Origin of the sequence: Halomonas litopenaei (genome assembly GCF_017303055.1) — a bacterium.
Classification (GTDB): domain Bacteria; phylum Pseudomonadota; class Gammaproteobacteria; order Pseudomonadales; family Halomonadaceae; genus Halomonas; species Halomonas litopenaei_A.
In genome coordinates this window covers 539,881-554,057 of the sequence record NZ_JAEKJT010000004.1, presented here as the reverse complement: position 1 = coordinate 554,057, position 14,177 = coordinate 539,881, and the positions used below count along the sequence as shown (strand labels likewise).

At 62.3% G+C, this 14,177-nt stretch carries 12 protein-coding genes; 7 read left to right on the top strand and 5 right to left on the bottom strand.

Going from position 1 to position 14,177, the window contains the following annotated elements:
* The first annotated feature begins 17 nt into the window (after positions 1 to 17).
* The 3 genes from JF545_RS09860 (at position 18) to yddG (ending at position 2,514) form a co-directional block, all read left to right on the top strand.
* Positions 18 to 272, top strand: a complete 255-nt coding sequence (locus JF545_RS09860; protein WP_206941685.1) for a hypothetical protein — start codon at positions 18 to 20, stop codon at positions 270 to 272.
* Between the two features lie 473 nt (positions 273 to 745).
* A complete protein-coding gene (locus JF545_RS09855; RefSeq protein WP_242520762.1) occupies positions 746 to 1,552 on the top strand; it encodes a helix-turn-helix transcriptional regulator in 807 nt (268 codons plus the stop codon).
* Between the two features lie 47 nt (positions 1,553 to 1,599).
* On the top strand, positions 1,600 to 2,514 hold the full coding sequence (yddG, locus tag JF545_RS09850) for an aromatic amino acid exporter YddG (RefSeq protein ID WP_206941684.1): 915 nt from the start codon (positions 1,600 to 1,602) through the stop codon (positions 2,512 to 2,514).
* Positions 2,515 to 2,606: 92 nt separating this feature from the next.
* Here yddG and JF545_RS09845 read toward each other — a convergent pair whose 3' ends face one another.
* From JF545_RS09845 to JF545_RS09835, 3 genes are all read right to left on the bottom strand, one after another.
* Positions 2,607 to 2,921, bottom strand: a complete 315-nt coding sequence (locus JF545_RS09845) for a hypothetical protein (RefSeq protein WP_206941683.1) — start codon at positions 2,919 to 2,921, stop codon at positions 2,607 to 2,609.
* Positions 2,922 to 3,043: 122 nt separating this feature from the next.
* Positions 3,044 to 4,318, bottom strand: a complete 1,275-nt coding sequence (locus JF545_RS09840; RefSeq protein ID WP_206941682.1) for a ribonucleotide-diphosphate reductase subunit beta — start codon at positions 4,316 to 4,318, stop codon at positions 3,044 to 3,046.
* 116 nt (positions 4,319 to 4,434) lie between these two features.
* Positions 4,435 to 7,338: a ribonucleoside-diphosphate reductase subunit alpha gene (locus tag JF545_RS09835; protein ID WP_206941681.1), complete on the bottom strand. Its 2,904-nt coding sequence runs from the start codon at positions 7,336 to 7,338 to the stop codon at positions 4,435 to 4,437.
* A 399-nt stretch (positions 7,339 to 7,737) separates the two neighbouring features.
* Between JF545_RS09835 and JF545_RS09830 the strand changes: the two genes are divergently transcribed.
* On the top strand, positions 7,738 to 8,451 hold the full coding sequence (locus tag JF545_RS09830; RefSeq protein WP_206941680.1) for a winged helix-turn-helix domain-containing protein: 714 nt from the start codon (positions 7,738 to 7,740) through the stop codon (positions 8,449 to 8,451).
* Positions 8,452 to 8,455: 4 nt separating this feature from the next.
* Positions 8,456 to 10,060: an ATP-binding protein gene (locus JF545_RS09825; protein ID WP_206941679.1), complete on the top strand. Its 1,605-nt coding sequence runs from the start codon at positions 8,456 to 8,458 to the stop codon at positions 10,058 to 10,060.
* A 20-nt stretch (positions 10,061 to 10,080) separates the two neighbouring features.
* Here the strand turns inward: JF545_RS09825 and JF545_RS09820 are convergent, their stop codons facing one another.
* Positions 10,081 to 10,995, bottom strand: a complete 915-nt coding sequence (locus tag JF545_RS09820) for a LysR family transcriptional regulator (protein WP_206941678.1) — start codon at positions 10,993 to 10,995, stop codon at positions 10,081 to 10,083.
* A gap of 375 nt (positions 10,996 to 11,370) precedes the next feature.
* Between JF545_RS09820 and JF545_RS09815 the strand changes: the two genes are divergently transcribed.
* Together JF545_RS09815 and JF545_RS09810 are read left to right on the top strand one after the other, a co-directional pair.
* A complete protein-coding gene (locus JF545_RS09815; protein WP_206941676.1) occupies positions 11,371 to 12,126 on the top strand; it encodes a C-type lysozyme, inhibitor in 756 nt (251 codons plus the stop codon).
* A gap of 178 nt (positions 12,127 to 12,304) precedes the next feature.
* Positions 12,305 to 12,910: an FMN-dependent NADH-azoreductase gene (locus tag JF545_RS09810; RefSeq protein ID WP_206941675.1), complete on the top strand. Its 606-nt coding sequence runs from the start codon at positions 12,305 to 12,307 to the stop codon at positions 12,908 to 12,910.
* 149 nt (positions 12,911 to 13,059) lie between these two features.
* On the opposite strand, the gene JF545_RS09805 is transcribed toward JF545_RS09810, so the two are convergent.
* Positions 13,060 to 14,172, bottom strand: coding sequence for a metal-dependent hydrolase (locus JF545_RS09805; RefSeq protein WP_206941674.1), 1,113 nt, complete (start codon positions 14,170 to 14,172; stop codon positions 13,060 to 13,062).
* Positions 14,173 to 14,177 lie beyond the last annotated feature (5 nt).

Sequence of the window (14,177 nt, the reverse complement as noted above, 5' to 3'; positions counted from 1 at the left end):
GGCAGGAGGAGAGGGAGATGCGTCTGCTGATCATGATCATCATTGGCGTGGCACTGGTCTTGCTGTTGCTCTTGACCTGTCCAAAGCCTCGTCAGCATACCGCGATGTGGGTCTTTAGCCTGGCATGGCTGGGAGTCTGTGCCTGGAACTTAAGCGTCGGGTTGTCACACGGCTATGCCCTGGGGGAGGAGCTGCTGGTGCATGCGCTACTCTTCGGCGTGCCGGCAGGACTTGGCTGGTGGCGGGTGTGTCGGGAGCCGTCTTCCGCCTGATCCTTGGATGACGGAGTCTGGGTGACTGGGTCTGGGGTGACTGGGTCTGGGGTGACTGGATCAGTGTGACGGGGTCAAGGGTGGCTGGATCTAGAGTGACAGAATCAGCAACGCGTGACAGCGGTCAGCGATCGACGGCTCCAGGGCGTGGCAAACGCGAACTAGTGTGCCGTCGGGACCTTCTTGTAGTGGCCCGGGACCTTTACCCGTTCACCGTTGGGCAGGGTCTTGACGTGGGTGGGAACGTAAACGCGCTTGATGACACTCTTGGATGTCGCCATGACGGACCTCCTGCATGTTCCATGGAGAGGACCTCCGACAGACATCTCTATCAGAGCCTGGCGGGGTTGTAAATGAGAGGGTATCGCTTCTGCCAAGGAAGTACGTTTGACCTGGATCAGCTGGCGCCCAGGTTTCCAGGGCGACGGCGCGAGGGCTAGACTGAAGGTCTGGCTTTGGGACATGACCTTGCAATGATGCTTGACGCTCCAGTAATCGAACGGCGTAGCTACCCGGATAGGGTGCTCAGTGACCGGCATGACTACCAGCAACTGCTGCTGGGGCAAGGTGGCATGGTCGAGCTGGAGGTGGCCGGTAGGTGTCTGCGGGTAAGCGAAGGCGTGCTGGCACCGGTCCCCAGCGGTGACCTGCATCATTATCTCGCCCCCGCGGACAATGACGTCCTGGTGCTCGATCTCCCGGTGGAGTGGTGCCATGCCCTGGGTATCGAATCCTTGTTTGAATCCGGTCGAGGGGCGAGCCGCCGCCTGTCGGGGATCAAGGTCCCCACAGCACTGGCGACCGCCGCGCCTACGGGCCCTGCGGATGTACCTCGGCTGGCTCAGTGGCTGCTGACCTTGGCGACAGCGCTTGACGCAGGGGGGGGCAAGCCGTTGCCGTCCCAGCGGCTAAGTCTGCTCAGACTGTTGCCAGAGGTCCGTCGTCGTCTGGAGCAGCCATGGCGGGTCAGCGACATGGCCAGCCTCTGTCACCTGTCCGAGGCCGTCTTTGCGCGTCAATTTCGCGTCCTGATGGGCATGGCACCGGCGGCCTGGCTACGCCGCGAGCGTCTGATCCTGGCCCGTCAGCTGCTGATGGGCACTGGCGCCCACGGGAGGGCCATGCCCGTCTCCCTCAGCGAGATTGCCCTGGCCTGTGGTTTTCACGATGCAGCACATTTTACCCGGGTCTTTGGTGAGGCCCACGGGATGCCGCCGGGGCGCTGGCGACAACAGACCGCCCAGCAGGTCTTGCAAAGGTCAGAATCGTACAAGACATGATGGCGTGCGCCGCACACACTCGAGTCCTCGTCTGTGTGGAGGTCCTCATGTCTGTTTCTTCATCCTCATCCAGCAGTGACATCGCAGTGCGACCTGATCTGCGGCGCCGGGCCACCTTGATTGGCGCTACCACCGTGCTCAATTGGGCCATGCTGTCGCTGTTCACCCAACTGGCCGGTCCGGTGCCGCCATTTCTATTGACCGCCTTGGCGTTTGCGGTGGCCTTCGTCTGCTTCGTGGTCTATCAGCGCCTGCGGGGAGAGGCGGTCATCGCGCCCATGCGCCAGCCAGCGCTGATCTGGGCGCTGGGTGTCGGTGGGCTGTTTGGCTATCACGCCCTGTATTTCGTTGCTCAGCAGAATGCGCCGCCTGCCAATGCTGGCTTGATCAGCTACCTGTGGCCGCTGCTGATCGTGCTGATGGTAGCGCTGTTACCCGGCGAGCGCCTGCGCGGCTATCACGTCATCGGCAGTGTGCTGGGCTTCTGTGGTGCGGTGTTGTTGATCGGCGGTGATGTCAATGCCGGTGGCAGTCTGCTTGGCTACGTTGCCGCCTTTGCCAGTGCCTTTGTGTGGAGCGGTTACTCGGTACTGTCCCGGGCCACCAGCAAGGTGCCGACCGCCGCCGTGGGCGGCTTCTGCCTGGCCACGGCGATACTCGCAGCGATCTGTCACCTGGCCTTCGAGACGACTCGTTGGCCCGAGGGCAGCGCTTGGCTCGGTGTCATTGCCCTGGGTCTGGGCCCGGTAGGCAGCGCGTTCTTTACCTGGGATATCGGGGTCAAGCAGGGCGATCTACGCCTGCTGGGCTTCCTCGCCTACTTTACGCCGCTGCTGTCGACGCTGGTGCTGGTGGTCACTGGCTATGCCGCCCCCAGTCTGTGGCTGGCCGGTGCCGCGGGGCTGATTACCCTGGGCATGCTGATCGGTAGCGGCTGGATCGGGCGTCGGTGCAGCCGCTGAGGTTGGCGTGTCACAGGCTGGATGAAACGCCATGCGACAGCGCTCCCACGCGGTGATGACCGTCAGTGAGCGCTGTCACGTCTCTCGAAGCCTTAATGGCTGGTAATGCGATGTCGTGACAGCCGGGTAAAGCGAATCGGTGGCGTGCTGGCCAGCCCTACGCGATCGGTGTCCGGCTGAGCGCGCCAGCCACGATACAGCGCCCAGCGCTTCAAAGCGTCCAGGTTCAGGTGGGGGTGGTGATCATCGTGGGGGTCATATTTAGGGGCAGGGAAGGCATGGGCCAGGTGGTCGTAGCGAGCCAGGGCGCGCTCGCCGCCATGGGCGGCCAGGGCCTGGTCCAGTGCGGTCTGCCAGGCGCGAGTGTCGTGCTGGTGCTGCTGTGGTGTTGCGTTGGACACTGTCATGGTATTGCCCTCTCACTAGGTGGCTAGATCTTGGGGTCTCGCCATCACCCGCTCGCAAGCGGATGCCGTTCACAGCTCAAGATGAAGACGCCCGTGGCATGCGGCCTGGGCGTCCCACGGTGTCAATCCCAGCTCAGTGCGCCGCCGACCTGATACTCGGTGACGCGGGTCTCGAAGAAGTTCTTTTCCTTGCGCAGGTCGATGATCTCGCTCATCCACGGGAAGGGGTTCTGGGCACCGGGGAACTGCTCTTTCAGGCCAATCTGGGCCAGGCGGCGGTTGCAGATGAAGTGCAGGTACTCTTCCATGATGGCCGCGTTCATGCCCAGCACCCCTCGAGGCATGGTGTCACGCGCGTAGCTGATCTCGAGCTCGGTGCCCTCGAGGATCATCTGCGTGACCTCATCCTGAAACTCGGGCGTCCACAGATGCGGGTTTTCGATCTTGATCTGGTTGATCATGTCGACGCCGAAGTTCAGGTGCATCGACTCGTCACGCAGGATGTACTGAAACTGCTCGGCCACGCCGGTCATCTTGTTGCGACGGCCCATGGACAGGATCTGGCTGAAGCCGCAGTAGAAGAAGATCCCTTCGGTGACGCAGTAGAAGGCGATCAGGTTGCGCAGCAGTTCCTGATCGGTCTCTACGGTGCCGGTGTGGAAGTCCGGGCGCGCCAGGGACTGGGTATGTTTCAGGCTCCAGGCGGACTTGGCGGCCACGGAAGGCACTTCGCGATACATGTTGAAGACTTCGCCTTCGTCCATGCCCAGCGACTCCACGCAGTACTGGTAGGCGTGGGTGTGGATCGCTTCCTCGAAAGCCTGACGCAGCAGGTACTGGCGGCATTCCGGGTTGGTGATCAGGCGATACAGGGCCAGCACCAGATTGTTGGCGACCAGGGAGTCGGCGGTGGAGAAGTAGCCCAGCGAACGTTCGACAATACGGCGCTCGTCGGCGGTCAAGCCGTCGTTGCTCTTCCATAGCGCGATGTCCGCGTTCATGTTCACTTCCTGGGGCATCCAGTGGTTGGCGCTGCCGTCCAGGTACTTCTGCCAGGCCCACTCGTACTTGAACGGCACCAGCTGATTGAGGTCGGCGCGGGCGTTGATCATCTGCTTGTCATCGACCTGGATACGCGCCGCGCCCATCTCGAGCTCTTCGAGACCTGCCGCCACGTCGAGCTCCTCAAGGGCCTGGCGTGCGCGGGCCAGGCGGTTGTGGTCGGCGACGCCATAGTGGCCAGTGCTTTCGCGCACCGCCTCCTTCGCCTCGACCGCCGGTTCGGTGACCGGAGCCGTTGCCGGCTGTGGTGCCTTTTGCGGCTCCGGTACCTTTCGCGGTTCCGGAACTTCGGCGGTGGCGGTGTCGTCCTCGTGAAACTCGTCCCAGTTCAGCATTGTGGCTCTCTCCCGATCGTCTGATCGGCCGACGCGCAGGGCGTCGGCAGGGGTGTCTGGTCGCCTCGGCCTGGCCTGCGGGGGCTTGCCCACAGGACCGAGCGTGGTGGTCCGGATTACTGGCAGGCCTCGCAGCCTAGTTCATCGATATCGCCGGCGGAGGGAGGACGTTGGCCGCCCTTGCCCTTGAGGAAATCATCGATGCCCCGGGGCTCTCCCTCGACTGCGGTGTCGATACTGGGCGAGGGAGCTGCGGTGGGCGCGTCAGTGGAAGCGCCGTTGGCGACGGCATTCAACTTGCCGCGGTTGACCGTGGATTTCTCCACCGAGGTGGCGCCCAGCGCCCGCAGGTAGTAGGTGGTCTTGAGTCCTCGAAACCAGGCCATGCGATAGGTCACGTCCAGTTTCTTGCCGGATACCCCTTGGATGTAGAGGTTCAGCGACTGGGCCTGATCGATCCATTTCTGACGTCGCGCGGCCGCCTCGACCAGCCACTTTGGCTCGACTTCGAAGGCAGTGGCGTACTTGGCCTTGAGGTCGTCCGGGACACGATCGATAGGCTGGACGCTGCCGTCGTAGTACTTGAGGTCATTGATCATCACCTCGTCCCACAGGCCGCGCTGCTTGAGGTCGCTGACCATGTAGGCGTTGACCACGGTGAATTCGCCGGACAGGTTCGATTTGACGAACAGGTTCTGGTAAGTCGGCTCGATGGACTGGGTGACGCCGCAGATGTTCGAGATGGTGGCGGTGGGGGCGATGGCCATGACGTTGGAGTTGCGCATGCCCTGCTGCTGCACCTTGCTGCGCAGGCGTTCCCAGTCCTGGGTCTGGCTGGTGTCGATCTCAATGAAGCGCTCGCCTCGCTCGGCCTTGAGCCTGTCGATCGAGTCGATCGGCAGAATCCCCTGACTCCACAGCGACCCCTCGAAGCTTGCGTAGCGCCCGCGCTCGGCAGCCAGGTCACTGGACGCCTCGATGGCGTGATAGCTGATCAGCTCCATGGAGCGATCAGCAAAGGTGATTGCCTGCTCGCTGGCGTAGGCGATGCCCTGGGCATACAGCGCATCCTGGAAGCCCATCAGGCCAAGACCCACGGGGCGGTGCTTGAGGTTTGACTGTCGCGCCTGGGGCACCGCGTAGTAGTTGATGTCGATAACGTTGTCGAGCATGCGCACGGCGGTACGCACGGTCTTTCTCAGCTTGCTGGCCTCCAGCTGGCCCTCGACGATGTGATTGGCCAGGTTGATGGACCCCAGGTTGCACACCGCAATTTCGTCAGCGGAGGTATTGAGGGTGATCTCGGTACATAGGTTGGAGCTGTGCACAACGCCAGCATGACTCTGCGGGCTGCGAAGATTGCAGGCATCCTTGAAGGTGATCCAGGGATGGCCGGTCTCGAACAGCATCGACAGCATCTTGCGCCACAGGTCCTTGGCCTTGACCCGCTTGTACAGGGTGATCTGACCGTTGCGGGTCATTTCCTCGTACTCGGTGTAGCGCTTCTCGAAGGCAACACCGTACAGGTCATGCAGGTCCGGGCAGCTGGACGGCGAGAACAGGGTCCACTGCTCGTCGTCGAACACCCGCTTCATGAACAGGTCCGGCACCCAGTTGGCGGTATTCATGTCGTGGGTGCGACGCCGGTCGTCGCCGGTGTTCTTGCGCAGTTCGAGAAACTCCTCGACATCCAGATGCCAGGTCTCCAGGTAGGCGCAGACCGCGCCCTTGCGCTTGCCGCCCTGATTGACCGCCACGGCGGTGTCGTTGACGACCTTGAGAAACGGCACTACTCCCTGGGACTTGCCGTTGGTGCCCTTGATGTAGGAGCCCAGGGCGCGCACAGGAGTCCAGTCATTGCCGAGACCACCGGCCCACTTGGACAGCATGGCGTTGTCACGGATAGCGCCGTAGATGCTCTCGAGGTCGTCGGACACGGTAGTCAGGTAGCAGCTGGAGAGTTGGCTGCGCACGGTGCCTGCATTGAACAGGGTGGGTGTCGACGCCATGTAGTCAAAGCTCGACAGCAGCTCGTAGAACTCAATGGCGCGGGCCTCACGCTCAGTTTCCTTCAATGCCAGGCCCATGGCGACACGCATGAACATCACCTGGGGCAGCTCGTAGCGCACGTTGTCACGATGCAGGAAGTAGCGATCGTAGAGGGTCTGCAGGCCGAGGTAGGTGAACTGATTGTCGCGGCGGTGATCCAGGGCTTCGCCGAGACGCTCCAGATCGAAGTTGGCAAGCTCTGGGTCGAGCTGTTCGAACTCGATCCCGCGCTCGACATAGCGCACGAAGGCCGGCGTGTAGAGCCTGGCCATGTCACCGTAGGTGGCGTCTTCTGCCACTTCGAGGAACGACAGTGCCTCGCGGCGCAGGTTGTCCTGCAGCAGGCGAGCGGTGACGTAGGTGTAGTTGGGGTCTTTCTCGACCAGGGTGCGGGCGGTCATCATCAGCGCTTGCGACACGCCGTCGATGGTCACGCCGTCGTAAAGGTTCTTCAGGGAGTCTTGAACAATCTTGTTCGGGTCGACGTTCTCGAGCCCTTCGCAGGCGTCGAAGACCAGGGTTTCTATGCGTCCCAGGTCGAGGGGGCGGCGGCTGCCGTCGGCGGCGGTAACGTTGAGCGTGGGGTGAGGCTTGGCGATGCCGCTGTCCTGGCGGGCTCGGGCATGCTCTTCACGATAGAGCACGTAAGCGCGGGCGACCTTTTGCTCGCCACTGCGCATCAGCACTAGCTCGACCTGATCCTGAATATCCTCGATATGTACGGTGCCTCCATCCGCCAGGCGCCGGGCGAAGGTGTGTTCGATGGCCTCTGCGGAGTGCTTGACGAAGTCGCGTACCCGACTCGAGGTGGCGGCGTTGTCTCCCTCGACGGCGATGAAGGCCTTGCTGATGGCCACCGCGATCTTGCCGGCATCGAAGGGCACCACATCACCGGTGCGCTTGATCACGCGCAATGTGTTGGGCGCAGTGACAGAGACAGACGGTCGATCCGGGCTTGCGATGGTTTCCATGGCGCCGAGGCTCCCTGTAAGGCGAGAAGAGTCGTGGAAAAGGGCGTGAGAAGGCGTCGTTCCGTGCTGATTGACAGCCTTCGGTGGACTTGCTAGAGGCACACTATGTAGTGCCTTGGCGGGCCACGAACACAAGATAGTGTGCATTTTTGCCTTCATCAAGTGGGTAATGTCACGCCGGTCGCAGCGCTTGGGAGAGGGGCATCCCGGGGCGTCCAGCCAGGCCAGTGTTGGTGCCGCTGGCAGGCGTAAGGCAGCGTCAGGACGGGACCGAAGAGAGGGCAGGCGACGGCGAAAATTTCGGGTATCCTTGTGTTATCGCGTGTGACATTGCTTAGTATCAGTCGTCTGTCCGGCATGCTTCATGCCCGGTACTCGCCACAAGGAATGAGAAACCCTATGGAAGATCGCTCAGAGCAACGAGAACAGGATCACGTACTCATCATCGAAGATGATGAGCGTCTCGCTGGTCTGACACGGGACTACCTGGAAGCCAACGGCTTTCGCGTGAGCCTGGAAGAGGACGGCGGTAAGGGAGTCGATCGCATCCTGTCGCTGCAGCCGGATCTGGTGATCCTTGACCTGATGCTGCCGGGGGAAGATGGCCTGTCCATCTGTCGCCGTGTACGCAGCGACTACTCAGGCCCGATCCTGATGCTCACCGCTCGCACGGATGACATGGATCAGGTGCTGGGACTCGAGATGGGCGCCGACGACTACGTGCCCAAGCCGGTGCAGCCGCGTGTGCTGCTGGCACGCATGCGCGCGTTGCTGCGCCGACTCGACGGCGCAGAGGCCGGGGGCGAAAGCCGGCTGTCGTTCCAGGATCTGGACATCGACAATGCGACCCGGGAAGCCTGGTTGAAGGGTGAGCGTATCGACCTGACCAGTGCAGAATTCGATCTGCTGTGGCTGTTGGCGAGCCATGCCGGACGCGTGTTGACCCGGGAAGAGATCTTTTCTCAGCTTCGCGGTATTCGCTACGACGGACAGGATCGGTCTATCGATGTGCGGGTATCGCGGATCCGCCCCAAGATCGGTGATGACCCCCACCATCCGCATCGCATCAAGACCGTCAGAAGCAAGGGCTATCTGTTTGTGAAGGATAGCTGAGCGCATGCGTCGCGCCCTCGCCGACAGTACCTTCCTGCGGGTCTACGTCATGCTGGCGGCGACTCTGGTGCTGGCGCTTGGCGTGGCGATGTCGGGCATGACGTTGATCGACAAGATCCGTATCGAGCACTATCGCGAGACGCTGGCTGAGGCTCCGATGAATCTGATGGCGACGATGATCGATCGTTTGCCTCGATCGGAGCGTCGCCAGTGGATGGAAGAGCGCTCCGAGGCGCTCGATATATCGATGTCGATCGTGTCCCTTTCGTCCTTGTCGCCGAGCTACTTTACTCGCCTGCGGTTACAGCGCGGCGGCGTATTGGTGGATCGCGACAGTCCCCATGACTGGCGCTTCTGGCGGTTGATGCCGGGAGGCGGGGCGGTGCTGCAGGTGGCGCTGTCAGGGCTGTCGGAACGCCAGCTGCGGGGCCTGACCCAGCTCAGCGGTGAGTGGTTGGCGAGCCTCCCGGCCAAGGATCGTCAGTCCAGCCTCGATGGTTTGAGTTCAGGGGATCTGGCGGTGTCGATCAGTCAGTCGCCGCCGACCATGCTGGATGAGCGTCACCTGTCGCGTCTGGCCGGGGGCGAAGTGATGATGCAGCTGCTGCCCGAGCACTGGTCGGTGGTGCTGTTCATGCAGGTCTCGCCACCGGGAGAGGCGCCGTTTTGGCTGACCGTCGGCCCCATGGCAAGTTACGAGGCGCTGCCGCCTGCACTGCTGGCTTCCATGCTGGTCTTGCTGATGGGCGCTCTGGCCATCGTCATCTACTTGATCGTACGCGGCATCGAGGCGCGCATGGCGCGTCTGGAAATGGCTGCGACACGACTCGCCAGTGGTCGTCTCGATACCCGAGTTAAGGTCGAGAGTGGCGACTTCCTTGGACGTGTCGGCATGGCCTTCAACGGTATGGCGTCCCAGGTGCAATCGCTGCTACGCGCCCAGCAGGACATGATTCGTGCGGTGTCGCATGAGCTCAGGACGCCGGTGGCGCGGATACGTTTTGCGGTGCAGATGGTCGAGGACATGTCCGAGGACGCCCTGGTTCGGCGCCAGCTGCAGGGCGTCGATAGTGATATCGATGAGCTTGATGATCTGATCGACGAGATTCTGACCTACGCTCGCCTGGACAGCGAGACCATCCACGGGGTGGATGCCACACCGGAACCGGTGGAACTGCGCGATACCTGCGAGCGAGTGATCGATGCCTTGATGCCGTTGCACGGCAATCTCGACGTGCAGCTGGCGGCGGGACCGGAAGTGGAGATACACGCGGACTTGCGCTATCTGCAGCGTGCCATCCAGAACCTGGTGGCCAACGCCTGTCGCCATGCCCGCTCCCGCGTCAAGGTCAGCCTGTACGATGAAAGCCGTCTGGTGCGTGTCGACGTGGAAGATGACGGCGAGGGGGTTCCCCCCGAGGCCCGCCAGGATATCTTCAAGCCCTTTGCGCGTCTCGACGATAGCCGCACCCGCCGTTCGGGGGGATATGGCCTGGGTCTGTCCATCGTGCAGAAGGTCATGGCCTGGCACGGGGGCAGTGTCACCGTCGATGAAAGCCCGACCCTGCAGGGCGCCCGCTTTACCCTGATCATTCCCCGGCGTTTCTGACCCTTGAACGTCTCGCTGCGTCAGGCGGGCTTGATACCTTCGAGCACCGCGAACGAGGTTTCACGAGCCGTGCGCAGAAAGTCCACCATCCAGGGGGCCTCCCTGGTGTCTTCACGAATTGCCGCAAAGAGCGTGCTCCAGACGCCGGTCTCGCCCAGCGTCACGGCCTTCACATAGTCCCGCTCCAGATACTCTGTCATGGCCCAGTTAGGCAGTGAGCAGACCCCACGGCCGCTGGCGACCAGCTGCATCATCATGATGGTCAGCTCGGCAGTGCGTACCTCACGCGGCGTGACTCCCGCTGGGTCAAGGAACTGCGTGAAGATATCCAGGCGCGAGCGCTCTACCGGATAGGTGATCAGCACCTGGTCGGCGAGATCTGCCGGGGTGACGTGGCTGTTGCCTGCCAGGGCATGCTGACGAGCGACGGCCAGCAGGCCTTCGTAGCGGAACAGTGGCTCGTAGTGCACCCCCGGGAGAGGTTGGGGGTCGGCGGTGATAACCAGGTCGAGCTGTTCCCGGGCCAGCGCGGGCAAGGGATCGAAATGATGTCCCCCGGGGATGTCGATCTCGACCTCGGGCCAATGGTCGCGGAAATGGTCCACGGTGGGCATCAGCCACTGGAAGCAGCTGTGGCACTCGATGGCCATGTGCAGGCGGCCGTGCTCGTTGCCGGCCAGTCTCGCCAGGTCCCGCTCCGCCATGCGCACCTGGGGCAGAATCTGCTCAGCCAGCCCGAGCAGACGAAGCCCCGCGCGGGTGAACTCGACCGGTCGCGTCTTGCGCAGGAACAGCGGACTCCCCAGTCGCTCCTCCAGGTCCTTGAGCTGATGAGAAAGGGCCGATTGTGTCAGGTGCACTCGCTCGGCGGCTTCCACCAGAGAACCAGCGTCGCGCAGGGCGATCAATGTACGCAGATGACGGAGTTCAAGCATTATCGTGAGCTTTGTTCATAATAAAGATTAAGAAGTTTAGTTTGACTCACCCTTGCGGGGCTAGTCCAAATCTGTGGAATCGCTCATGTTCCGTAAGATAGAGCATGAGTCTGGTTCATTCTGATGGCGTGATAAAAGGCGCGGTTCGGGGTCTTGAAAGGGGCATTCAGGACTGACGCTTGGCGGTGGAACGTGGATAGCTCTCTACCTGCGTCGATCACAGACCGTGGCGAGGGCTTGGGTGGCAACACCTATGCTTACATAGCGTGCTGAATCGGGAGGGATTGTCCGGGGAAAACGGGTCACGATGGGCCTGGCGGTGGTATCGTGTGGCGTCAAAGGACCGTTTTGCCGCTGTTATCGAAGGAGCTTTCCATGCGCCGATCCGTTATCGCTTCGACTCTTTTTACCGCCGCGCTGGCTGGCCTGGCGGGATGTGCCTCCCAGTCAGGTCAGGACGCCGGATCGGATCAGGCTCCCGCGGTGGAGAGGCGCGGATCCTTCACTGACGCTCCTGTCGAGCAGCAGGCACCGCTATTGCCATCGGCGTACTTCGTTGGCGACGGCACCACCTTTGTGGGCTGGCACTGCACACCACGCCAGGATGTGGTCACCGCCACTCAGGGAGACTCCCTGCGGCTTTGGACGACCCATGGCGCCGAGCAGCTGCCCCAGGCGGTAGTGGACCAGGGCGAGCGCTATCAGCAGGGAGAGCTGAGTGCCCACGTGGTCGGTGATCGGGCGGTGATCAAGAGCGGCCGTGGACGGCTGCAGTGTGAGGCGACTGCCCGGCGCGATTCGCTTCGGCGCACGGATAAACCGGGCGTCATGTTCTATGCCCGTGGCAATGAGCCCGGGTGGCATCTTTCCTTGGCCAACGACGTGCCGCGCATCGACATGTCGCTGGACTACGGCGAGCGCGAGGCGAGCCTGCCGTATCGGGTCACCACGCTGGATAATGAGGCGGGCCGAGTAATCTTGCAGAGTGGGCGTGCGGACGCCCCCTTTGAGCTGCGTATCGAATCTGGTGCCTGTTTCGACGACATGGCCGGCACGCCCTGGCCTGCTCAGGTGACGCTGACGGTCAATGGCCAGCAGTTGCAGGGATGTGGCCAGGGCATCGCGCCCTGAACCAGTCGTTACCCGGCGTCGAGGACGATGTCAGGAGCGCCCGACAGGGCGCTCCTGTCGTGATGTAGCAGGCGTTTTCTTTCGCTTTTATAGAAAGATAGGCCCGTATTTTTTCGCTTTTCGTCAACTTTTTAGGCGGTAAACTGATCGGCAGATACCTCTTCTTAGGGAGTTTGCCATGACCCGCGTATTGCTAGTGACGTCTTCGATTCTGGGTGAGCATGGTCAGTCCAACGACCTGGCCCGACAGTTTGAGCGCCAGGTGCGTCAGCGCAGCGATATTCAGCTGACACACCGCGATGTCGTTGCCGACGATCTGCCGCACTTGACTCTGCCAGAGCTGTCCAGTTGGCAGGTCGCACCAGAGGAGCGCAGCGAGCAGCAGCGTGAGCTGGCATTGCGCTCCGACGAGCGGCTCGACGAACTGCTGGCCCATGACGTGGTGGTGCTTGCGGTGCCAATGTACAACCTGGGCATGCCGTCCCAGCTGAAGGCCTGGTTTGACCGCATCTTGCGCGCCGGCAAGAGCTTCAAGTACACGGAAAATGGTCCGGTGGGCTTGATCGAAGGCAAGCGTGCGATACTGCTGGGAGCCCGTGGCGGGCAGTATGCAGGTAGCGAGCTGGACACCCAGACGCCGCATATTCGTCACCTGTTGGGGCTCATCGGCATCAGCGAGTTCGAGGCGGTCTATGCCGAGGGCCTGAACATGGGCGATGAGATCAAGGAAGCCGCGCTCACCCAGGCCCACGCAGAGATCGCGACGCTGGTCGAGGCGCTGTAACGCCGGCCGATGCCAGGCCGGCTGGCAATAACCCGCCAAGCTGCTTGGCAATGTCCCCCTAGCAACATCCCTTTAGCTATACCCCTCCAGCCATTCCCCCAGGCTAGAGGCCATGCCGCGACGGATGCTTTCGTCGCGGCATTGTTGCGTCATTGCCCTGAGTGATGGACCGCACAGACAGCCGTATCGGTCGCCAGGTGCCAACGTGGTGCCACGTAGTCACCCATACAAAGTCTGGGCTGTGGCGAGATGATGCGTGCCAGTAAACGCCCGAGAGGACGCTGCTGAGCAGACATCGGCAACTGCCGGCTGGGCGACAGGGCGACCCAGCGATCCCCCCGCCATCGGGCGAGCGCAAAGCGAAAAGGATGAAATCCGGGAAAGCCTAGACGCAAGTCAGTGGCGATTAGCAGGGTGTCATCCTCGGTGGTCAGCGTCTCGTAGCGGAGAAAGGGCCCGGCAAACCATTCCAGGCGTTGGCCGCTGGCCAGTGATGTGGCGGCTTTCTCCAGGGCTGCACCGCGCTGGAACAGCTCTACCTGAGGCTGGGTGTCACCATCCAGCAGGCCGATCAGCATCTCGGCATGACGATCACCTTTGATGGCCGTTACTCGCCATAGCAGGGTCGAGAACGGTGCCGGCTGGACCAGCACCTGCGCCGAGGCCATGTCGATTCGCTCCAGCGCGGCTTGTGCTCGCAGCTCCACCCAGCTCTTGGCGCCCATCGCAGCCAGCAGATATAGGCTCGAGATGATCAGCCCCGCGCTGGCGGCAAGCTGGAGTGCAGAGCGCGTGGTGCTCGGCCACAGGGCCACGCCGAGCGCACCCAGCAGTACCAGGGTGTACACGGGATCAATGATGAACACTAGCGGCGTGGCGCTGGGTGCTACCACCTCAAGCGGCCACCATAGCTGGGTGCCATAGGTCGTCAGCGAATCCAGCAAGGGGTGGGTGACGAGACATAGCCAGAAGAACAGCCACCAGCGCAACGCGGGTATCGTCGCGGTGACCGCCCATCGCTTGCCAAGCCGCGTGGCGGCAAAAGCGAGCGCCAGTGACACAGCGGTAAGCACAAACAGCGAGTGGCTGAAGCCGCGATGGTAGGTGACGTTGGCGACCGCGTCGCCATAGTCGATCAGCACATCCAGGTCCGGCAGGCTGCCGACCACGGCACCGGCCAACAGCGATTTTCGCCCGAGTTGACGTCCTAGTGTCGCGCCGCCGAGGGCTGCGCCCAGTGCCGCTTGTGTCAGTGAATCCACTATCT